This window comes from Paenibacillus sp. WC2504, assembly GCF_052682475.1.
Window position 1 is genome coordinate 6,308,694 of record NZ_JBQZFH010000001.1, and the last position, 21,346, is coordinate 6,330,039.

Here is a 21,346-nt window from a genome sequence, read left to right on the forward strand (position 1 = left end):
CAGAAACGTCGCAGGCATAAAAGACAATATGAAATATCTGCACAAAGGGCTTGCCTGCTTCAAATATTTCATGTATAATACGAAAAGTCGACGTTAATTCACGTCATTTCGGGGCCTTAGCTCAGCTGGGAGAGCGCATCGCTGGCAGCGATGAGGTCAGGGGTTCGATCCCCCTAGGCTCCATACAAGTAAAAACCTCGATCCCTTGGGATCGAGGTTTTTTGTATGGACCATGGGGGTGAGAACCCCCGAGGGTTCGCCCGCGCGGACGGAACAGATGTGTTGACTTCGTAGCTTTGCTTCGAGTGCAGGAGCACGGTGTTTGAATCTACCGCTAGGCTTGGCCTCGTCGAGTTTACTTCGTCAGCCTTTTAAATCGGGATTCATACATCCCCCTAGGCTCCATAATAAAAAACCGCGATCCTTCGGGATCGCGGTTTTTTGTATGGAACCGTGGGTTGAGAGCCCCGATGGGTTCGCCCGCGCGGACGGAACGGATGCGTAGACTTCGTAGCTTTGCTTCGAGTGTAGGAGCACGGCGTCTGAATCTTCCGCTAGGCTTGTCCTCGTCGAGTTGCTTCGTCAGCCATTTAAATCGGGATTCATACATCCCCCTAGGCTCCACCCCTAGGCTCCATAGAAAAAGAAGCATCACAACCATTTTGGTTGTGGTGCTTCTTTCTTTTGGAGCCTTGGGGAGAGAACCCCGATGGGTTCGCCCGCGCGGACGAAACGGATGTGTTGACTTCGTAGCTTTTGCTACGAGTGCAGGAGCACGGCGTCTGAATCTTCCGCTAGGCTTGTCCTCCCTCGTCATGCAAAGCCTTTTGTCTCATCTCATAGAGCCACCGCGCATCTGCGTCTTGACTAAGGAATTCCAAAACACTCATCGCTTTGCCGAGTTCAGGTTCTTGCAGTTTCAGCACCTCCCAATTTCTGTATTGTCACTTTTAAGAAAAAGTAACCAATTTAACAATCCACCAGACGCAACGGTCTGTTGATGGTTCAATAAATGAATTTCAAGATCGTCTGTTAATGTACATACTCCAACCTCCGTTGGTTTTTTTCATACAATAATTATCTAAACTTAATCTTGGTTTAATCTTAATTCGTTACTCTAAAGACCACCCCACTGTTAGAGCATAAAGAAAATTGGACTTACAGCCCTAGAAAGCTGTAGGTCTAATTTTCATTTACAAGACTCAATCTCTCCACGGTCACATTCATATCTTCTCTGGTAATCTTTCTCCTCGGCAAGTTCTTCTTTCGATTCCGAAGCAATTCTTTTGTATTTCTCCGATTGAAAAAAATTGCTTTTTATCAGAGCACATTTATCATCCCAAACATACTATTTATAGGTGAATGTCATCAAATAAGGCTTGAAGCAGTCCCATACTGCATGAAATCGGAGATGAAATCATGGATAGAAAGAAAACAAAATTGACCGCGAAACTCATACGCCCAGCGGATGCATCGCTTGTTGAGAAGCGCAGGAACGCAGACAATGCTAATGGATCGGCGAAATACTGGGGTTTTCCAGTTCAAATGAGAAATTCTGGGATTTACCGAGGCAAGGGAATAACAAAAAGATTCAACAAAGTTTTTTTCAATAATGATAAAAATCCCGACCAGACCATATATCAAGACGATCGCAGTATACTTAATCAACCGATTGGGCCAAGTGCCAACAATTTAATTGGTAAGGGAACAAAAGTTCATCCCAAAGGAAGTATTACCGATGTTCCGGGTGTCCTGGTGGGGCATGCAGAGGATAAAACCGGTCGTACTGGTTGTACGGTTATTTTATATCCTGAGGGCGCAGTTCCCGGCGTGGATGTTAGAGGCGGCTTTCCGGGTACGGAGCAGACAGATGCTATTAAACCCGGAACTTCAACGGACCTCATACAAGGAGTTCTTCTTACGGGCGGCAGTAACTTCGGCCTTGCGGCAACAGCAGGGGTCGTGAACTGGCTTGCAGAGCATGGGTATGGTACTCCGACAGGTGTTGGACCACTTCCTACCGTACCTGCGGCTGTTATTTTTGACCTTTATTATGCGAAAGGCTCCCGCAGACCTGACGCACAACTAGGCTACAAAGCAGCAAAAGCTGCGAAGGCCGGTACCGTGGCACAAGGCAGTGTTGGTGCTGGAGCAGGTGCGACGGTAGGGAAAATCTACGGTACACCGATGAAGGGCGGAGTTGGAACCGCCTCTTGGCAAATCCCGGGCGGGCCTATCGTAGCTGCTATTGTAGTAGTTAATGCCCTTGGAGATATTTGGGATCATGACCATATCATAGCCGGGGCACTCAAACCTAATGGTAAATTCGTTAACCAAACCAGGGCAATTCTTGAAGGAATACCCCCAATGCCGAGCTCGATCCAGAACAGGAGCACAACCATCGCCGTTATCGCAACCACTGCCAAACTAGACAAAGCTGAGGCAGGTAGGGTAGCGACACTCGCCCATGACGGAATGGCGCGAGCGATTTCACCGGTGCATATTCAAGCCGACGGCGATACTGTATTCTGTATAGCTACCGGAACCGATAGAAGCGGGCTTATAGGCAATGCTGCTGTGACAGCAGTCGGGACAGTAGCTGCGGTAGTGCTCGAGCAAGCCATCGTTAGAGGAGTAATGGCAGCCCAAGCAGGAATTAAACAACAACAAAATACAAAGTAAATGATATTTCAGTCCCATATGATTTGTCCGAAGCCTTATAGAGAAATCCACTTAGCACTGCTTCATTAAATTGAGGTATTGATCGTTCGCAAACAGTTCCTTTAAACAGCAAAGATCTTTATGTATTAAGATGTTGAGATATTTTAGGGATTGTGAAAATGACTACGGTGGTAGGGGGCATCCGCTCGTACAGTAACGAGAAGGAAGTGAATTGTCCACTACTCGACCAAGTTCAGTTCAAAGAAATCATTACAACGAGATCTCTGAGTTTTGCCATAAATTGATGAACCTGTCTACATTACGAAAAATGGCCAAGGCGATCTTGTTGTGATGAGTCTTGAAAGATACGAAAGAATAGTTGGTAAATTCAAACTGTATAAACTGCTGGATGAAGGTATGAAAGCTTTGAAAAAGCAGAAAGTACGACCTTTTCGTGAAGCACTCGCAGACATCAAGAAAGGTATTCCAGAGTGAGTTTAGTGCCGTTACAACTATTCGGATTCTTAGTGAAAAAATGATTTGGAGCAGCTTGCTCTAAACGATTAAAGCTCATCTTTTCGGATCATAATGGATGTATTACAAACATGGATGGTCATACTCATGGATACGATACTCCTTTGGTCCGCTTGGATCGTTACTGTTATTCTGCTGTTAATATTTATCAACCGAAAAAACCTGCTACAAGCAATTCTCAGCTTTTTATTTATGCAAGTACCTTCCTGGTTGTTCGGAGCTTTAGTTGTCGAAGGCGGATTAATCGAGTATCCTGTCGGCATTCTACAAATGGCTTACAAAGCGAGTTTTTCTTTTGAGTTTTTCATCTTACCAGCTGTGAGTGCCATTTTTAATGTCTATTTCCCGAAGCAAAAAACATGGCTGTTTAAAACAATTTATACACTTAGTTTTCCAACGGTAATTACAATAATTGAAGTCGTTTTAGAGACTCATACAGAATTAATCAAATACATACATTGGACTTGGTATTTGAGCTACATCACATTAACAATTACTTTATTAATTTCATACTGGTTTTACCTCTGGTTTTTTAAAAAAATCAAAGAAAAATACTAGTAGCTAAAACAAAAAACATCCCCGAATTCATTGAACGAAATGCCAGCCAACTGCCTTATTGCAAAAGGGTCTTGGGCAGTTATTGCATTTTCGATTGAACAGCCTGGGGATTCTGAGCGAAACAATCCTTTGAATCCTAACGGACATTCTGACGTTATTTGATTTATAATCATGGGATAATTTGTAAAAATAATGATATTCGCACTGGTTCATTTATCCAACCTTTTCCAACTAGATTTGAATCTAATAATAGTGGAAAGGTGGAGGGTATATGATGAACTTACATGAGCTCAACCGAACAACGTATGATTTAGTTGCTAGCTTGGGACAGAACTGTGATCCGGCAGGTCACCTTAGGAGACACAAGTTAAGAAAATTTTCGATGCCTTTGGATTGGGTTATTTCTACATCGCTTACCGATGTAAATAGATTATTAGCTAATAAATTCCAAGGATTTATGGATCTCTCCAACTTGCGAGTAGTAGAGGGCAGTTCACAGTATGTCGATGAATTTGCAGCCGTTGTTCAAAAAGTACCCTCCTATTTCATCAAAGACACGCACTATAATGTGACCTCCGTTCATGACTTTCCTATTATTCCAAATGAAAGTTGGTACTACACTTATCATGTTTATAAAGCGAAATTGAATTTGCGCATTCGGCGGTTTCTAGAAGAATCCTCGGCATCTAACTCCTCACTTTTTGTTAGACTCCTTGCCACCTATGACCAAGCGGCCGAATTGCAGTCAGTTTTGCGGGAGATTACAAAAGGTGATTTTAAAATACTTATCGTTAATCCTATTGCGAATTTAGAGCGAGTTATGGAGTTAGATTGGGGATTGGATCATGTCTGTGTGGTCCAGATTCCAAGCACGAACAACTTGAAAGAATGGGATTATATTTTAACTGGACTTAAAATAAAACTGTAAGCTGGCGTCCTTCCTAACCCGCGTCCCTTTCGGATCGCGGTTTTTTTATTACTCTGCATGACCGCCTTGCGCCACGGCCCCTCGCTTCCATCTCCTTGTTGCACTTTGTACAACATAAAACAGCTTTAAACCCCACCACATCGCTCTTCATTGCACTAAGTGCAATGATTTCAATCGAAATAGCATGAAAACTGCTCTATCCTGCCCAAATCGTTGTACTATGTACAACGTAGAAGGCGGCACCGGCCGGCCTGAGGCCTCAATATTGCATAAAATGCAACATAGAGATAGCAGTGGCCTTTGCTCGGGTCTGGCAAGAAACTCTTTATCTAGCAAGCTATGATTGATCTCACGGACCTGCTAGATTATAATACAAGCTTGGAATGCTACACTAAACTAAAGGAACTGATGACATGCTTACAAATAGCCCTGAATATTGGATTTCTAAACTGGAACTCGAAGCTCACCCCGAGGGCGGATATTATAAACGTACTTTCCAAGCTGAAGAAAAAATTACGGATCAAGAGTTGTCCGTCGCGTTTAATGGCTCACGCCTGCTTTATACGAGCATCTACTTTCTGCTGCAATCTCATGATGTCTCGCATTTCCATCGCTTGAAGTCGGATGAGTTATGGTATTTTCACGCTGGAAGCCCGCTTACGATTCATGTCATTCACGAGGATGGCACGTATGAGGAAGTCAAGCTAGGACTTCATTTGGATAATGGAGAAACCCCACAATATTTGGTGCCAAAAAACTGCATTTTCGGATCTTCGGTCATGGAAGAAAATACGTTTTCGCTTGTCGGATGCATGGTAGCGCCTGGATTTGATTTTCAGGATTTTGAACTATTTTCCCAAGAAGAACTGCTTAAGCTGTACCCGCAACACAAGGATGTTATCAAAAAGTTAGCCTATGAACTGCTTCCTGTTTAAAAGGAGGCGAAACCAACACGTCAATCTGACGTGTTTTTTATTTTTGGCGCTATTTGTTGTAGAATGACAGTATCAAATAAGACCTTTGGGGAATAGCTATCCGATTGGAGAATATCATGATCTATCAAAATTTAGAAGAATGCCTCATTGATTTAGAGAACAACGGACATTTGGTTCGTATTCATGAAGAAGTCGATCCTGAGCTTGAGATGGCCGCCATTCATATGAAAGTTCATGCTGCTGGGGGCCCTGCTTTGTTATTCGAAAATGTAAAAGGATCGAAGTTTCGCGCGGTATCCAACCTTTTTGGCACGGTTGAGCGCAGCAAATATATTTTTCGTCATACGTGGGAAGGCGTACAGCAGGTCATTTCTTTGCGAAGCGATCCCATGAAGGCCATGAAAAGCCCTTTGAAACATTTCGGAACAGGGCTTGCTGCATGGAAAGCACTGCCGCTCCAAGTATCCGGCGGACTGCCAGCTTCTTTCGAAGAAGTCAGCATCGCTGATCTCCCTCTGATTCGACACTGGCCGGAGGATGGCGGTGCCTTCGTCACTTTGCCCCAGGTGTACTCGGAAGATCCGGAGAAACCGGGCATTATGAATTCCAATTTGGGGATGTATCGGATTCAACTGAGCGGAAACGAATACGAATTGAATAAAGAGATCGGCCTGCATTATCAGATTCATCGCGGCATCGGCGTGCACCAGGACAAAGCAACCAAGAAGGGACTTCCTTTGAAGGTAAGTATTTTTATCGGGGGGCCGCCGGCCCATACGTTATCAGCCGTGATGCCTTTGCCGGAAGGCATGAGTGAGATCACTTTTGCCGGCTTGCTTTCAGGACGCCGCTTCCGCTACAGCTATATAGATGGATACTGCATTAGCCATGATGCTGATTTTGTTATCACAGGCGAAATATATCCGGGTGAAACCAAGCCGGAAGGCCCTTTCGGCGATCATTTGGGCTATTACAGCCTGACGCATCCTTTTCCACTCATGAGAGTGCATAAAGTATACGCCAAGAAAAATGCGGTCTTTCCATTTACTGTCGTTGGCAGGCCTCCTCAAGAGGATACGGCGTTCGGCGCTTTAATTCATGAACTAACCGGAGATGCGATCAAGCAAGAAATTCCTGGTGTCAAAGAAGTCCATGCCGTCGATGCAGCGGGAGTGCATCCCTTGCTCTTTGCGATCGGAAGTGAACGGTATACCCCTTATCAACAAGTCAAACAACCGGCGGAGCTGCTCACAATTGCCAATCGCATTCTAGGAACGGGGCAAGTGAGCTTGGCCAAATATTTATTCATTACGGCGGAAGAGAGCCAGCCTCTGGATTCGCATGATGTCGAGCATTTTTTAACGTACATTTTAGCTAGAATGGATCTTCATCGCGACCTTCATTTTCATACAAATACGACCATCGATACGCTCGATTACTCGGGTACTGGGCTCAATAGCGGAAGTAAGGTTGTTTTTGCGGCCGTTGGGGATGTAAAAAGAGAATTGTGCCTTGAGGTGCCTGAAGTTTTAAATGACATAAAGGGAATTGAACACGCTCATTTGGTCATGCCGGGAATCGTCGCGATTCAGGTTTCTGAATTTAAAAGTTACGACGAGACGCAAACGGAAATGAGAGAATTATGCGAGGCCATCGCGGCAAAAGGCCCACTCCCCACTTGTCCGCTCCTCATCGTCTGCGATGACAGCCAATTTATAAGCGAATCCATTGACAATTTCGTTTGGGGTACCTTTACGCGCAGCAACCCCTCCCATGATATTCATGGGGTGAACAGTTATTATGAGAATAAACATTGGGCATGCGATAATATCGTCATTGATGCCCGAATCAAACCGCACCAAGCGCCTCCTTTAATACCGGATCCAACCGTAGAGACTAACATCATGCGATTTTTCGCCGATGGCGCGAGTTTAAGCGGCTTACACATGTAAGACTGTCACAGCATTGAGCAGCATCACGACCAATCAGGTTGTGGTGCTGTTTTCATTTGCATAAAATTATCCCTGTTCTCCCTTCAATAAATATGGTAGATTGATTGTATCATCCGTTGGAGGTACTTCACTTTGAAAGCAGTCACCGAGAAGCTCATCAAGCAGCATCAACACTATTTGTCTGATAACCCCAGTGAGCTTAAAGATTATGGTTCAATCTATGATCATATGCTTTATTACTTCACAAGCGTGCTAGGAATTGATGAGCAGCAAGCTTTGTATACCATACAAGATTTTAAATCGGATCTTTCCTGTGATGTACTTAAGAATATCGTGCAAACCAAGGTGAATTTGTAAACTTGGGTCACTTATTGCCGCGGCACGAATACCACTGAGTTCAGCTACGAAATCCCTTCCCTTGAGGTTATGCCTCGAGGGATTTTTTTGCTTTCAATTTGCGTGCACCAACAAGCCAAAATTAGCACGATTCTTTTTAGTTTACGGCAAATTCTTTGATCTTTTGAAACGCTTTCAAGTTCTGTGGCATGATCGGAATCATCCGTTGTATGATAGAGATAATTCTTCCTACTAGGATAAATACAGGAATGGTGACGGCCATGAATCTATTGCGAAGTCCCTTCAAAACACTGCGCGGGAAAATTCTTATTTCCCTGTTTGTTCTCATCATTTTACCCGTCGTCATCATTCTTTACCGTTTCTACAATTCCTCTGAGCTTATTGTCCAGATGCAGCTCAATCAATCTAACCAAGCCGCTGTGGCGCAAAAAGCAGACATGATGAACGATCTGGCCGTTCGTATTATTAAAGCCTCCAGCCTTATTATCAACGATCCGGAAACTGAAAAATTCCTTCGAGAGCCTGCTGATTGGTCCGATAGTTACAGCTCTTTCATTAAACTGACCAGCTTGCAAAAAAAACTGTCTAACGTGAAAGACCTGCTGCTTGACAGCGATGCTTACTTAGGGCTCTATGACAACCGGGGTTATACACACACCACCTGGTCAGCGGTCACCAAGACGGATATTGCCTCCTATCGCAAGGAAAGCTGGTATCAACCCACTCTGCAGCTTGGCGGCTCTCCCTATTGGTCTGTGCCCTATACGCTGCGCACGGCGGCTGGCAGCCAAGACCTCGTTGCCATGACCAGACAAGTCAATGGCGAATATACGAGCAATTACGGTATTTTCATGATCGGGGTTCCGATCCCGATATTTTTCTATAATGCCCAGGAGCTGCGCCAGCAGCAGGAATCCGGCGTCATCTCTTTTCTGTTAGATCAAGACCAGAGGCTTTTGCTCGGGGACAGTACGTCCAGTCATTTTAAAGCCTCAGAGTCACTCCAAGACATGCACAAAGACGCCAGCGGCATTCAGAAAATAACCTTGGACGGCCAGAGTTACCTCGTAAATGACGCCTATGTCCCCCAGTTGGGCTGGCGGCTGGTCCAACTAATGAACCAAAAGGATTTTGCCACACAGCTAAGCCGTGAGAAAGATAAGTCCATCGGTTGGGTCATCGCTTGGTTTTTCTTATTTGCGATCGCTTTCATTATCTTGATGCTTCGCGTGACAAGTCCTTTCAAACAGCTCGCCAAGTCGATGAACAGAGTTGGAAAAGGCGAATTTAATACGATGGTCACGATAAAAGGCGAAGATGAAATCGCCGTCCTGGGGAGCAATTTCAACAAAATGGTCAGCCATCTACAGCATTTGATTGCAAACTTATACGATGAGGAGCAGCGCAAGCAGAAGGCGCAGTTTCAAGCGCTTCAAGCTCAAATCAATCCTCATTTTCTGCTGAATACGCTTAATTCCATTAAGTGGATGGCAATTCTTTCGGGCGCAGAGCACGTCAGCGAAATGATTACGAAGCTGGGCAAGCTGCTGGGCTTCACGATGCGCAATGAACAGGAGTTCGTGACGCTCCGTGAAGAACTGGATTACATTCAGGTCTACCTTTCCTTGCAGGAAATTCGTTATCATGACCAAATCAAGTTCTCTTGTGATATTCCGGAATCGCTGCTCGACTGTGAAGTGTTGAAATTTACGCTTCAGCCCGCTATCGAGAATAGCATTATACACGGCAACCACTTTCCATTAAGGATTGAGCTCCAAGCTATGGAAGTCGCCGGGAAACTTCACATCCTCCTGCAGGATAACGGTGTCGGTATGAGCTTGGAGAAAATCCAACAAGTGGAGAACGAACTTCATCAACCCCACGTCAAGTTCAGCGGGATCGGCATTCGGAATGTGAATGAACGAATCAAGTTGCATTTCGGCGCACAATACGGCATACACATCGCCAGCTCTCCGAACGAAGGTGTTCGATTGACATTGATACTGCCACTTAACAGGAGGGAGCCTCATGATGCGCATTCTGATCGTAGATGATGAGATTTTGGTACGTATTGGGTTAAAGACGATTATTCCTATGAATAACGAGGAATTTCAAGTGATCGGCGAAGCAGCGAGCGGCCTCGAAGCTTTGGCGATTCTGGAAAATCATCCTTGTGAAATCGTGCTTACGGATATCCGCATGCCGGACATGGATGGGCTGGAGCTGCTACAAATCATTCGAGAACGCTGGCCGGCCATGAAATGCCTCATTCTATCAAATCATAGCGATTTCGCGTATGTGCAGAAGGCCTTGCGGCTTGGGGCTACGGAATACATAACGAAGCTGGAAATTCAACCTTCCGAGCTTATGCAGAAGCTTCGCGCCATTAAGGAACAGCTTCAGATTGAGAAGCAGGGCCAAACCGCCTATACAAAGCTGGAGCAAAAAGTGAATCAATACAGCAGCGAAGTAAAGGAAAAGCGGCTGCGCGAGCTCGTACTGGGCCATTCCTCCCGCAGAGAAATCGAGCAGGAATTCATTGAATTTCAACTGGAGCCTTTCCCTGCTCCTCTGTCCGCGATTGCGATTCAAATCGAATCTTATGAGGAACTAACGCATAACAACCGGTTTCAAAGCGATCGGCTTCTGACATACACAGTGAAGAATGTACTCAGCGAGATTTTAAAAAAATATGGAAATGGGGAATTGCTCGAGATCGGCGGCGGCAAATTTTGCGTGCTCATCGGCCAATTGAACCCTGCAGTCCTGCAGGAAATGCAAAACGCGGTGCACACTTTCCTCAAAATTTCCATTTCCTGCGGTGTTTCACCGCCACTAGAAGATCCTTATCTACTTCAACAAGCCTATGAGAAGGCCGATTATTCGCTTAGCTATCGGTTTTATTTCGGACGCTCATGCATCGTTGCCTATCACCAGATCCCACCTGCTGCACACCGGCTGTCGGACCCTTGGGACGAAGAGAACTTACGTAAACGAATTGATGAACAGGATGAGTCCGGACTTAGGCAGCGGTTGAAGGACTGGACGCAAGAGCTCCTGAGTAAAAAAGACGTACCGCCGCTTATGCTGCGCGAAACTTGGCTCAGTCTGCTGCATATGTTTTCCCGCAGTTTTAAAGCGGATGGCAACGATATTTACTCCGTAACGCTTCACGAGAATCAATACCCGTATCATGTAATCCGGAACGCGGAAACGCTGCAGGAATTGGCGGATTGGTTCGTCGGCTGGATTCCTGTCTTCATGGATTACAAGCGGCAGCATGGCAAAGAAAAGCTGCGCCCTGAAATTCAAACCGTCATACGCATCATTACGGATCAGTACAATTTGCCCATGAAAGTAGCGAATTTAGCGTGCAAAGTCGGTTACACCGAAAATTACTTGAGCATGTTATTTAAAAAGGAAACCGGTAAAACGATCACGGATTATGTGACCAACGTTCGGATGAAAACGGCTAGAGAACTGCTCAAAAATCCCGATTACAAAATATTCGAAATCTCGGAGAAAATCGGCTACGCCGACCCGAATCATTTCAGCCGCAGCTTTAAACAACTCGAAGGTATGTATCCAACTGAATTCCGCAAATTGTATTTCGGCGGTCGATCATCATAGAATAATGCTTAATTTTGAAAGAATCGTGCGTGTCTTTTTCTGGAGGATTCCACTACGATTTAATTACCAAAAGAAAAGGGGATGAACACATGAAGAAACTCTTTGGAGTAAGTGCATCGCTCGCTCTCGCTGTAAGCGTTTTCGTAGCTGGCTGCGCAAAAACCGATGTCGCACCCGCAGCTTCCGCCACTGCAGCGCCAGCAGCAGCAACGGCTGCCGCAGCTCCGACACCTGAAGTCCAGAAGCCGGTTTCACTGAAGTTTTGGGGAGGCGTACCGCCCGAAAGCGGTCCGCAAGAAGCCGTCGACAATTGGAACAAAGCAAACCCGAACATTAAGGTTGAATATATCCGTTATGTGAATGACGACCCCGGTAACTTGAAGCTTGAGACTGCTCTGCTCTCCAATACAGACGCACCGGACATTTATATGAACTACGGCGATGATAAAATGACGAAGCGCCAAGCCGCCGGCATGGCAGAACCTCTCGACGATCTGATTGCCAAAGCGGGGTTTGACGTGGAAGGGATTATCGGCAGCGCCAATATCAAGAAATTTGCAGACGGCAAATATTATTATCTGCCTGCCAACAAGAACGTCGGTGCCGTGCTTTTCAATAAAAAGGCATTAGACGAAGCCGGCGAGAAGCTGCCCACCGCCTGGACCTGGGATGACTTCAGCGCCCTTGCGGCGAAGCTCAACAAAGGCGAGCGCAAAGGCACGATGCTTGACCCCGCTTTGTCCACCTTCGGGGAAATTATCCTGCAAACCGGCAAAGCCAAAGACTCCTTCATCGCAGATGACGGCACGTCCAACTTCAACAGCCCCGCTCTGAAGAAAGGTTTGGAGCTGCAACAAAGCCTGGAGAGCAAAGGCATTATGATGAAATATTCCGAAGCCGTCGCCGGCAAAATTACAGTGCAGAACGAGCTGCTGACAGGTAAAGCGGCTATGACGCCTTCTCAAATCTATATCATCCGTTATATCAAAGATACGAAGAGCTTCCCTCACGATTTCAAAGTTGCTTTCGCTCCGTATCCGCAATTTACGGCTGGGGGCAACGTTAACCCCGGCGGCGGTATGGGTGACTATATGTCCATTAACAAAAACAGTAAAAACAAAGAAGCTGCCATGAAGTTCATTTCCTGGTACCTGCAAGAAGGCAACATGTCGATGGTTCCCGGCGGTCGTATCCCGACGAATAAAAAAGCCGATGCAGGCAAAATCGCTTCTATCCTAATCGGCGATGCCAAAGATTTGATTGATGAAGATTCCTTGAAAGCATTGCTCGCTGGAAACTACACATTCCCAACAGCTTACAATGTACCTGTCCCTACAGAGCTGAAAGCCATCTACAAGGACGAAATGGAGAAGTATTTACTCGGCGTCCAACCGATTGATAAAACGCTCGAAACGATGAAAACCCGCTCCGATACAACGATCAAAGGCGCCAAAAAATAAGTTCACGCTGCCAAGGAAGCTGTCCCCACAAGTCATTCAGTGACCTGGGGATAGCTTTTTCATAAAGGAAGCCTAACACATGAAACGAAAGGATGACTCGCCCATGAGACCATTCTGGCAAACCGCGAAATTCAGGGAGAATCTCGCCGGTTACCTGTTCATTTTACCTAATCTTACCGGGTATCTCGCATTTATTTTATTGCCCATTCTATTCAGTCTTTATCTGGTCTTTGTGGACTGGGAGTACCTCAAAGGATTCGCCGGTATCACATGGGTTGGCTTCGATAATTTCAAAGCGCTGCCAAGTGATCCGAAATTTCTTAAATCGCTGCAAAATAATACCGTGTTTACCTTAGTCAGCGTACCCGCTTCCATCGTAATCGGCTTGTTCATGGCCGTTATTCTAAACAAATATGTGTTTTTCAAAAATACGCTGCGGCTGCTGATTTTTTTACCTTACGTCTCTTCCCTTGTTGCCGTCTCCGTCATATGGAGCATCATGTACCGTGCAACGAACGGACCCATCAACCAATTCCTGTTATCGATCGGTATCGAACATCCGCCAGGCTGGCTATCAAGTCCGAAATCCGCGCTTTTTGCCATTATTATCATGTCCGTATGGGTCACCATCGGTTATGCCATGGTCATTTACTTGGCAGGCCTACAAGGCATTTCTAAAGATTTGTACGAAGCGGCCGAGATTGACGGCGCCTCAAAGATGCGGCAATTTTTCCAAATCACCGTCCCCATGCTAACACCGACCACATTTCTCATTGCCATTACGCTCATCATTTGGTCCTTCCAAGTGTTCGGTCCAGTCGCCGTTATGACGCAAGGAGGTCCGATTGATTCAACGATGGTGCTGTCCTATCACATCTATCTGCTTGCTTTCCGTTTCTATAAAATGGGCTATGCGGCTGCTGTGTCGTGGGTGCTGTTCACCATTATCTTCATCATTACGCTCATTCAGTGGCAAAGCCAAAAGCGTTGGCAGGATCACTTTTAGGAAGAAAGGAGAACCATCATGGAAATGGAAACTACCTATCCGGTGCAATCCACCCAACAAAAAACGCGAGCTAAAAACAAGCAGCTGTCTTGGGTTATCAAAGCCATCATTACCATCGTATTGGCAGCCTTCGCGCTAATCATGATACTGCCTTATATCTGGATGATTTCTACTTCTTTTAAAATCAATGGCGAAGTTTTCAAGTATCCGATTGATTGGATTCCAAAAACATGGCATTTTGAAAATTACAAGCAAGTATGGACGGGTCCTAACCCCTTTTATCTGTTCTATTTGAACTCCATTAAAATTACCGGGATTACAGTTGCTGGAAACTTACTCACGAGTGCAATGGCTGGCTATGCTTTCGCCAAAATCCGCTTCAAAGGCCGCAACTTCCTGTTCCTGCTCTACCTATCAACGATGATGATTCCAAGCCAAGTGCTTCTACTCCCGCGTTTTATCTTGTTCGATTCGATGAAACTGATTAACACGCACTATTCACTTATTTTGCCAGGTTTGTTTACAGTATTTGGCACTTTTTTGATGAGACAGTTCTTCAGCACGCTGCCCAATGAATTGCTTGAAGCCGCCCGTGTAGACGGAGCCGGGTACTGGCGCACCTTCTGGCAAATTTCATTGCCGCTGATCAAACCTGCCATCGTCACCCTGCTCATTCTCTCCTTCACTTCCCATTGGAATGAATACGAAGGTCCGCTTATTTACCTCAGAGACAAACATCTCTTTACGATTCCACTGGGGTTAACCAGCTACGTCGAAGAGTTCGGGACCAATTATGTCCTTACCATGGCTGCTTCGGTATCCGCTCTGCTGCCTCTTCTCATCGTCGTAATCGTCTGTCAGAAATGGTTCGTTGAGGGCTTCGCCAGCTCAGGGTTGAAAGGGTAGCAGGCAGCGGGCAGAAGGCAACCCCCTAGGATATTCAATCAACTTGTAGATAGGATGCCTAGGGGAGCCTCATTGGATGATTTCCAATGAACTAGCTTTATTTGCAGGCTAAACATACATTTCATTGGACGAAATCCAACGAACTCCGCAGCACAAAGCCCCTATTACTGCCTTATATTCTATCTCGGCATTGGATTTCATCCAATGAAATTGCCGTTTCAGCAGCCAAAACCATACTTTCATTGGATTACGTCCAACGACGTGCCAATCCAAACGCGCTATCCTCATCCTTTCACCTCACTTCGAAGTCGAATCCGCTCTTTTTACCCATATACCCTTATCTCCACCACTTCCGCGCTCGGACTCCCATTCGTCGACTCGACGATCAATCGCAATTGCGCAGCAGAAACGCAGCTTGCCAACTCATGTCTTCGCGTCCTTTTCCGGTTGTTCGTCTCCCGCAGCAGAACGACCCACGTCCCGTCCACGCAAGTCTCAATCCGGTAGTCTTTCACCAATTCCGGCATGACGTCAAAGGACGTCCTGAACGCGTGCAAATTGATCAGATCCTGATTCACATTGTCATTGAAAGTCACCTGCACCCGCTTCATCTCCTTCGGCTCCTCCCATGCCAGCTCAAGCCACTCTTCCCTGCCTGCTGCCATCTGCTCCGACATCCACAGATGCGGAGTGCCGTAAGGACGCAGATAGCCGTCCGTCACACGCTCAGCCGAGAAAGCCGTTGACGCTTCCGGTGATCGGAAGCAGATCGGCTTGCGGTCTAAGCCGCCTTTCATGCTCCACAGCACAACCGGCTGCTCCGGCTGATGATCCTCCAGCTTCGGATCAACAATCGGCTTCGCGCCCTTTACGAAAGCGATCGTCCCTGTTACCGGCTCATTTGCATGGTAAACAGTCACGTTCTCGTTCGCTTTGACAATGACGAACGCGTTCTGCTCCACCTCCGGCTCCCAGCGTAGATCAAAACCCACCCACTGGCGCTCACCTGTCGCAACACGGGCTGATACAGCCGCAATCAAGCTCTTCGGCACATAGTTCTCAGCGCGTCCCGTATCCCACAGCTCCACGGTCATCGTCGTAGCCTCCGAGACATCCGTCAGAAGCTCGAAGCCCCGCAGCGCTGGAGCTACCGGGAATACCACAGCCACGTCCGTGTGCAAGCGTCTGGGCTCCACAGCCCGCTCCACGCCCACCTGGCGTAATGTACTCGACGCCGTTACCTGGGCCCTGCGGGCCAGATCCGCTTCATCTTCGCTGCGCAGGCCAATGATCGAAGCATCCTGACGCAGCAACGTCATCTGCAGCTCCTTCAGATGCTTCTGATGCAGCTCGCGGGGCATCACTTGCTTTTGCACGCACAGGGCCGCCCCCGTCCCTGCCGCCTCTCCAATGACGGCGCACGTGGCCATGACCCGCGTCGTCCCGAACGCAACATGCGAAGTGCTGATATTGCGTCCCGCCATCAACAGATTGCTGACATTCACCGAGTACAGTGAACGAAACGGAATATGGTAGATGCCGTCGGCATGCAAGTGCTTAGAGCCGCTTTCCTTCGCGTACATTCCCTGCGGAGGATGCAAATCAATCGACCACCCGCCGAAGGCGATACGATCCTCAAAAGGCGTCTGCGCCATAATGTCGTTTTGAGTCAGGACATAATCGCCGACAAATCGCCGGTACTCCCTTTTTCCGGGCAAAGCACCGACCCACTCAAGCGTCATCTGCTGCGCTTCGAAGTTGCCGGAGTTTTTAATATAATCCCAAATTCCGTAGATGACGGACCATAGCTCATCACGAATCTTTTCATTTTCATGCACAGTGTCCAGCTCGCCGCCCCACTCAATCCACCAATAATGACAGCCCGAATCTCCACTGCGTATAACTCTTTTGATCGGTATCGATGTCTTCGTAATATCTTTGGCAAAGCTCGGAGGATGGAATTTAACGGGATGGCCCACATCTTTCGTGTAAAATAAAATCGTGCTGCCCAGCGTGATCCCATCCGCCACCTCCGGCGCCCAATCCTCGCCATGCTCCGCTCTCGCTTCACGTCCAATCCGGTACTTCGCACCAGCCAGAAACCCGATGAGCCCATCCCCTGTGCAATCCAGAAATACTTCGCTTTCGAAACGGATTTTTCGCTCAGAACCCATCATCCAACCTGTAACACTGCGGATCATCCGATGATCCTCTTCGCCATCAGCCTCCACCTCATGAACGTCCGTGTTGAGAAAAAGCTGAATACGGCACTCTGCGCGCACCGCTTCGAGCACCGTCAAATCCCATAAATACGGATTGCCGTCCATATTCTGAAACTGGTTTTCGACGAACAGCTCCCCCATAATGCCAGTTTCCCGCGCATAGCGGTTGACTCCGTGCCCTGTCGCGCCGCAGACCCAAACACGCACCTCGCTGGAGGAGTTTCCGCCTAATACAGGCCGATTCTGGATGAGCGCTACCGTTTGCCCAAGCCTTGCCGCAGCAATGGCTGCACACACACCGGATAACCCGCCGCCAATAACGGAAATATCCGTTTTTACCCGTTCCTCTTTCATTTACCTTTCCCCCTCAACGCTTGCTTATGTCCTCATTTTAATGTATAGTAAGCGCTTTACTCCATGCACGACTGCAACATAAACTTATACAAAATTTCATTCCTATCTATCTTGCTTCTACGGTTTCGTATATGCTAGTCATGTGGGACAAATTGGCAGAAGTGAGGGGCAAATCGTGCGAGTACGCGATATAACAAACACGAAACCGGAAGTGATCAGCCATGTCTACTGGAAGGAGAAAGCCGCCTTTCAAGTTCAAGTGGACATCAACGACTTCTGGGTGGTATTTGGCGTGGAAGATGGCAGTTTCACTTATAGCATCGGTCCGCACGAAGGTACGGCTTCGTTCGGTGATCTCGTGTTTTGTCCGCCTGGCGTTGCTTTTCAGAGAGAAATGGTCCATCCCTTGTCTTTTCACGTGTTTTTGCTGCGATGGGTACATGAAGAGGACGGTGCCTTGCTTACGGAGGACAACATCCCTGCCGGCAAAGTAACCGTCCATGATCTGCATCGGCTGACATCCACTTATACGTATTTACGGAAGTGGACGGAGCTTCATACAGAGGCCTCCACTGCTTTACGTCATCACTTTGTGACGGATATCTGGATGCAGGTTGTGGAAGAATGGCAGTCAGATTCTCGCACACCTTCGGGTGAGGACATCCTTGTGCAGAAAGCTATTGCCTACATGCTGGAGCATGCAGCGTCCTCGTTCAATTTGAAACAGCTCGCCATGGAGCTAGGGCTGACACAGGTGCAGTTTACGCGGAGATTCAAAAAAACGACCGGCATGGCGCCGCTGGATTACCTCACTTCTTTGAGATTGCAGAAGGTACAGAAACTTTTGCTCGATAGCGACTTGACGCTGCAGCAAATTGCGGGAAGATGCGGGTTCGAGAATGAATTCTACTTGAGCCGCGTGTTTAAAAAGCGCATGCGCATTACGCCTTCGCATTACCGGAAGCTGCATCGGTTATGAACCCTTTTTAGCGGAAACAATGGAAGTAAAGAGAGAGGTGTGATCTCATTGAACGTTCTTCTTTTCGGAGCCACCGGCATGGTAGGGCAATCTGTGCTGCGGGAATGTCTCCTTGATACTCGGATCAAGCGCGTAGTAACCATCGGGCGGAATGCGACTGGCCAACAGCACCCGAAACTCAACGAGCTCGTGCACGTGAATTTGCTGGATCTGTCAGCCTTGGAGGGCAAACTGTCCGGATTTGATGCTTGCTTTTTCTGCCTTGGCGTCTCTTCTGCGGGTATGAGCGAGGAGAAATATAAAGCGATAACGTACGATTTAACGATGAGTGTGGCAAAAACGTTAGTGAGGCTGAACCCCGCCATGACGTTCACCTATGTGACTGGAGCCGGTACGGATAGCTCTGAGCGAGGGCGCAGCATGTGGGCGCGGATCAAAGGCAAAACAGAAAATGACCTGCTCAAACTGCCTTTTACAGCGGCGTATATGTTCAGACCTGGTGGCATTCTGCCTCTGCATGGCGTCAGATCCAAAACGAAGCTCTATCAGGCCGTTTATACGGTCATGAAACCTTTTTACCCGATGCTGGAAAAATGGTTCCCGAATTCGGTCACGACCTCGGAAAAGGTTGGCCGCGCCATGATTGAAGTGGCTATTAACGGCTATCCCAAGCCGATCATTGAGAGCAGTGATTTGAATCAGTTCTAACTCGCAAAAGAAAAAGGACTCCTCGCGGAGTCCTTTTCGACGGTGACAAATTGATGGTACTTTTGCCTTGAAACCTACTTCGCTCGGTAACTACCTCATCACATTCCTGCAGTTTTTGACTACATTAATGGCCTGCGGCACATCTCCTCGCTTTACGGTAGATTCAACAACAACTTCCCTGGTATTTCGTCTACATAATATGCGACACAACACCTCTCTGAATCACCGTCGAAAATTAGTATGTCCGATCTCCACTATCTTATACAGAACACCTCAAAATGATTTGACGAATATATATGCTAAGAATATAATTGCTATAGCAACTAATTTTCGAGAAGAGGTTTGTGTTATGCAGATGGATCATTCCCTGGGGTTTATTCTGAATCATGCCGGGCGCCGAATGACACAGCTTTTGGGCTCTCAATTTCAGCCATACGATATGACGACGGAACAGTGGGTCGTGCTTCATCGTCTGGCCTGCGAGGACGGGATTACCCAGAAACTGCTCGCTACTCGAGCGGAGAAGGATCAGACGAATATTACCCGAATACTCGACCAATTGGAGCGCAAAGGGATGATTGAGCGCCGCGCTAATGAACAGGATCGCCGATCCTTTCTAACGTTCATTACGGAACAGGGCAGAGCTATGAACGACATCCTCACCCCGATTGAGCAGAAGGTCATCGCTTCACTGCTCAGCAGCTTCACGGAGGAACAGGCTGCCCTGCTCAAGTCGCTGCTCATTCAAATCACCCAAGAAGCCAATGCACGCATTAAGGAAGTGGAGGAATCACAGTGAATACCGAGACCGATCAGAAATTGTGGAATCGCGATTTTGTTGCTGTATGTCTCAGCAGCTTTTTTTTATTCATGACGTTTTATATTCTAGCCGTAACGTTACCTATCTTTGTCACCGATACGTTGCATGCCGGGCAGCAGCAAATTGGTCTGGTGATGACCGTCTTTATTATTTCAACCGTTATTTTACGTCCATTAACCGGCAAATGGATGGACGAATGGAATCGGAAGAAGATCATCTCCTTCTCCCTTGTCCTGTTTATGATTTGCACCGCGATGTATCCGTTTATTCATCAGTATGGTGTCTTGCTAGGCGTACGGTTTCTTCATGGCATCGGCTTTGGGATGGCTACCACAGCCGCTGGGGCTGTCGCCATTGATCTTGTGCCGGATCGACGCAAAGGCGAGGGCATCGGCTATTTCAGTCTTTTCATGAGCCTGGCGATGGTTGTAGGACCGTTTCTCGGTTTAACGATTATGCAGTCTAACAATAATGCGCTGCTGTTTGGCGTCTGTATCGTGTTCGCCGTTCTTTCCCTTATGTTCGGGTTATCCCTCCGTATTCCGAAGCGCGTTGTACAGGCATCCGTGAAGCCGGAAAAGGGCTGGAGAAAATTCATCGAGCCGCGCGCGATCCCGATTTCCCTGACAGGCAGCGTACTCGCCTTCTCCTATGGCGCCATCACCACGTTCCTGTCCGTTTACGCAAAATCGAACGGATTGGAGAAATACGCAAGCTACTTCTTCATGGTGTTTGCTTTGATGATTGTCATTTCCAGGCCGTTTACGGGCAAATGGTTCGATCGTTCAGGACCTAACGGCTTAGTTTACCCAGGCGTTGTTTTGTTCACGCTGGGGATGATTAGCCTCAGCCTGACATCGTCCCCCGTGCCCTTTTTAGTGGCCGGCGGACTGCTGGGACTTGGCTTCGGCGCCATGCTGCCGAGCTTTCAAACCATCGCGATCCAAGCGGCGCCCGTGCACCGCAGAGGACTTGCCACCGGCACGTATTTCTTGCTCTTCGATACCGGCTATGGCATCGGCTCGTATGTGCTTGGCCTCGTCGCATCCAAAACAGACTATCATACGATGTACTTCGTGGCCGGCATCGTTGTTGCATGTTCGTCACTGCTGTATTACGGGCTGCATCACCGGAAATCGAGTGTCGCCCTGAAGTCCGGTCCAGCGGCTTCGATGAAATAAGCAAACGCCGTTTCTCACTAACACTTCTGAGTGGTAGGGAGGGACGGCGTTTTTATCATTTTCACAGGAAGTTACAGGGAATAGCAATTGACATTAAATTGGCGGAGTGATATAAAAATAATGTGTAGCACTCAAGTAGAGAGAGTGCTAATATT

18 protein-coding genes, 1 tRNA gene and 1 pseudogene are annotated in these 21,346 nt (G+C 47.3%); 17 read left to right on the plus strand and 3 right to left on the minus strand.

Features of this window, described 5'->3' with window-relative positions; all coding sequences use genetic code 11:
- Positions 1 to 110: 110 nt before the first annotated feature.
- Positions 111 to 183, plus strand: a tRNA-Ala gene (locus tag ACUN27_RS28485).
- Between the two features lie 626 nt (positions 184 to 809).
- On the opposite strand, the pseudogene ACUN27_RS28490 reads toward ACUN27_RS28485, so the two are convergent.
- A pseudogene (locus tag ACUN27_RS28490) lies at positions 810 to 1,036 on the minus strand (PD-(D/E)XK nuclease family transposase); the annotation flags it as partial.
- A gap of 383 nt (positions 1,037 to 1,419) precedes the next feature.
- Here ACUN27_RS28490 and ACUN27_RS28495 point away from each other — a divergent pair.
- The 12 genes from ACUN27_RS28495 to ACUN27_RS28550 all read left to right on the plus strand — a co-directional run bounded on the left by ACUN27_RS28495 (position 1,420) and on the right by ACUN27_RS28550 (position 14,927).
- Complete coding sequence (locus ACUN27_RS28495; protein WP_445559992.1) at positions 1,420 to 2,682, plus strand: P1 family peptidase; 1,263 nt, start codon at positions 1,420 to 1,422, stop codon at positions 2,680 to 2,682.
- Between the two features lie 330 nt (positions 2,683 to 3,012).
- Complete coding sequence (locus ACUN27_RS28500; RefSeq protein WP_445559993.1) at positions 3,013 to 3,156, plus strand: hypothetical protein; 144 nt, start codon at positions 3,013 to 3,015, stop codon at positions 3,154 to 3,156.
- A gap of 126 nt (positions 3,157 to 3,282) precedes the next feature.
- Positions 3,283 to 3,753 (plus strand): CBO0543 family protein, encoded by a 471-nt coding sequence (locus tag ACUN27_RS28505; protein WP_326061017.1) that lies wholly within the window; start codon positions 3,283 to 3,285, stop codon positions 3,751 to 3,753.
- A 271-nt stretch (positions 3,754 to 4,024) separates the two neighbouring features.
- On the plus strand, positions 4,025 to 4,681 hold the full coding sequence (locus ACUN27_RS28510) for a DUF1796 family putative cysteine peptidase (protein WP_379171576.1): 657 nt from the start codon (positions 4,025 to 4,027) through the stop codon (positions 4,679 to 4,681).
- Between the two features lie 413 nt (positions 4,682 to 5,094).
- Positions 5,095 to 5,616: a cupin domain-containing protein gene (locus ACUN27_RS28515; RefSeq protein ID WP_315954247.1), complete on the plus strand. Its 522-nt coding sequence runs from the start codon at positions 5,095 to 5,097 to the stop codon at positions 5,614 to 5,616.
- Between the two features lie 116 nt (positions 5,617 to 5,732).
- Complete coding sequence (locus tag ACUN27_RS28520) at positions 5,733 to 7,568, plus strand: UbiD family decarboxylase (protein WP_315954248.1); 1,836 nt, start codon at positions 5,733 to 5,735, stop codon at positions 7,566 to 7,568.
- 132 nt (positions 7,569 to 7,700) lie between these two features.
- Positions 7,701 to 7,925 (plus strand): hypothetical protein, encoded by a 225-nt coding sequence (locus ACUN27_RS28525; RefSeq protein WP_315954249.1) that lies wholly within the window; start codon positions 7,701 to 7,703, stop codon positions 7,923 to 7,925.
- Positions 7,926 to 8,185: 260 nt separating this feature from the next.
- The gene (locus tag ACUN27_RS28530) at positions 8,186 to 9,979 is read left to right on the plus strand and encodes a cache domain-containing sensor histidine kinase (protein WP_445559994.1); all 1,794 of its coding nucleotides are present in this window, start codon (positions 8,186 to 8,188) and stop codon (positions 9,977 to 9,979) included.
- The gene (locus ACUN27_RS28535; protein WP_445559995.1) at positions 9,954 to 11,555 is read left to right on the plus strand and encodes a response regulator; all 1,602 of its coding nucleotides are present in this window, start codon (positions 9,954 to 9,956) and stop codon (positions 11,553 to 11,555) included. Before ACUN27_RS28530 ends, ACUN27_RS28535 begins: the two co-directional genes overlap by 26 nt.
- Before the next feature lie 89 nt (positions 11,556 to 11,644).
- Positions 11,645 to 13,015 (plus strand): ABC transporter substrate-binding protein, encoded by a 1,371-nt coding sequence (locus ACUN27_RS28540; RefSeq protein ID WP_445559996.1) that lies wholly within the window; start codon positions 11,645 to 11,647, stop codon positions 13,013 to 13,015.
- Positions 13,016 to 13,094: 79 nt separating this feature from the next.
- Complete coding sequence (locus tag ACUN27_RS28545; RefSeq protein ID WP_445559997.1) at positions 13,095 to 14,021, plus strand: carbohydrate ABC transporter permease; 927 nt, start codon at positions 13,095 to 13,097, stop codon at positions 14,019 to 14,021.
- Positions 14,022 to 14,039: 18 nt separating this feature from the next.
- Positions 14,040 to 14,927, plus strand: coding sequence for a carbohydrate ABC transporter permease (locus ACUN27_RS28550; protein WP_315954254.1), 888 nt, complete (start codon positions 14,040 to 14,042; stop codon positions 14,925 to 14,927).
- Between the two features lie 108 nt (positions 14,928 to 15,035).
- Here the strand turns inward: ACUN27_RS28550 and ACUN27_RS28555 are convergent, their stop codons facing one another.
- Both ACUN27_RS28555 and ACUN27_RS28560 read right to left on the minus strand, forming a co-directional pair.
- Positions 15,036 to 15,215 carry a hypothetical protein gene (locus ACUN27_RS28555; RefSeq protein ID WP_326061010.1) on the minus strand — a complete coding sequence of 60 codons (180 nt, stop codon included), beginning with the start codon at positions 15,213 to 15,215 and terminating at the stop codon, positions 15,036 to 15,038.
- A 35-nt stretch (positions 15,216 to 15,250) separates the two neighbouring features.
- Complete coding sequence (locus tag ACUN27_RS28560) at positions 15,251 to 17,503, minus strand: FAD-dependent oxidoreductase (RefSeq protein WP_445559998.1); 2,253 nt, start codon at positions 17,501 to 17,503, stop codon at positions 15,251 to 15,253.
- Between the two features lie 175 nt (positions 17,504 to 17,678).
- Here ACUN27_RS28560 and ACUN27_RS28565 point away from each other — a divergent pair, with 175 nt between their 5' ends.
- The 4 genes from ACUN27_RS28565 to ACUN27_RS28580 all read left to right on the plus strand — a co-directional run bounded on the left by ACUN27_RS28565 (position 17,679) and on the right by ACUN27_RS28580 (position 21,191).
- On the plus strand, positions 17,679 to 18,482 hold the full coding sequence (locus ACUN27_RS28565) for an AraC family transcriptional regulator (protein WP_315954256.1): 804 nt from the start codon (positions 17,679 to 17,681) through the stop codon (positions 18,480 to 18,482).
- Between the two features lie 48 nt (positions 18,483 to 18,530).
- Positions 18,531 to 19,190 (plus strand): NAD-dependent epimerase/dehydratase family protein, encoded by a 660-nt coding sequence (locus tag ACUN27_RS28570; protein ID WP_315954257.1) that lies wholly within the window; start codon positions 18,531 to 18,533, stop codon positions 19,188 to 19,190.
- 349 nt (positions 19,191 to 19,539) lie between these two features.
- The gene (locus ACUN27_RS28575; RefSeq protein ID WP_315954258.1) at positions 19,540 to 19,989 is read left to right on the plus strand and encodes a MarR family winged helix-turn-helix transcriptional regulator; all 450 of its coding nucleotides are present in this window, start codon (positions 19,540 to 19,542) and stop codon (positions 19,987 to 19,989) included.
- A complete protein-coding gene (locus ACUN27_RS28580) occupies positions 19,986 to 21,191 on the plus strand; it encodes an MFS transporter (RefSeq protein ID WP_315954259.1) in 1,206 nt (401 codons plus the stop codon). Before ACUN27_RS28575 ends, ACUN27_RS28580 begins: the two co-directional genes overlap by 4 nt.
- Positions 21,192 to 21,346: the final 155 nt, after the last annotated feature.

Excerpts from the sequence above, each read along its gene's own strand:
- ACUN27_RS28505 (WP_326061017.1), top strand. The coding sequence starts at position 3,283 with ATGGATACGATACTCCTTTGGTCCGCTTGGATCGTTACTGTTATTCTG.
- ACUN27_RS28575 (WP_315954258.1), top strand. The coding sequence starts at position 19,540 with ATGCAGATGGATCATTCCCTGGGGTTTATTCTGAATCATGCCGGGCGC.
- ACUN27_RS28500 (WP_445559993.1), top strand. The coding sequence starts at position 3,013 with ATGAGTCTTGAAAGATACGAAAGAATAGTTGGTAAATTCAAACTGTAT.
- ACUN27_RS28515 (WP_315954247.1), top strand. The coding sequence starts at position 5,095 with ATGCTTACAAATAGCCCTGAATATTGGATTTCTAAACTGGAACTCGAA.
- ACUN27_RS28545 (WP_445559997.1), top strand. The coding sequence starts at position 13,095 with ATGAAACGAAAGGATGACTCGCCCATGAGACCATTCTGGCAAACCGCG.
- ACUN27_RS28530 (WP_445559994.1), top strand. The coding sequence starts at position 8,186 with ATGAATCTATTGCGAAGTCCCTTCAAAACACTGCGCGGGAAAATTCTT.
- ACUN27_RS28495 (WP_445559992.1), top strand. The coding sequence starts at position 1,420 with ATGGATAGAAAGAAAACAAAATTGACCGCGAAACTCATACGCCCAGCG.
- ACUN27_RS28510 (WP_379171576.1), top strand. The coding sequence starts at position 4,025 with ATGATGAACTTACATGAGCTCAACCGAACAACGTATGATTTAGTTGCT.
- ACUN27_RS28535 (WP_445559995.1), top strand. The coding sequence starts at position 9,954 with ATGATGCGCATTCTGATCGTAGATGATGAGATTTTGGTACGTATTGGG.
- ACUN27_RS28560 (WP_445559998.1), bottom strand. The coding sequence starts at position 17,503 with ATGAAAGAGGAACGGGTAAAAACGGATATTTCCGTTATTGGCGGCGGG.
- ACUN27_RS28540 (WP_445559996.1), top strand. The coding sequence starts at position 11,645 with ATGAAGAAACTCTTTGGAGTAAGTGCATCGCTCGCTCTCGCTGTAAGC.
- ACUN27_RS28555 (WP_326061010.1), bottom strand. The coding sequence starts at position 15,215 with ATGAGGATAGCGCGTTTGGATTGGCACGTCGTTGGACGTAATCCAATG.
- ACUN27_RS28520 (WP_315954248.1), top strand. The coding sequence starts at position 5,733 with ATGATCTATCAAAATTTAGAAGAATGCCTCATTGATTTAGAGAACAAC.
- ACUN27_RS28550 (WP_315954254.1), top strand. The coding sequence starts at position 14,040 with ATGGAAATGGAAACTACCTATCCGGTGCAATCCACCCAACAAAAAACG.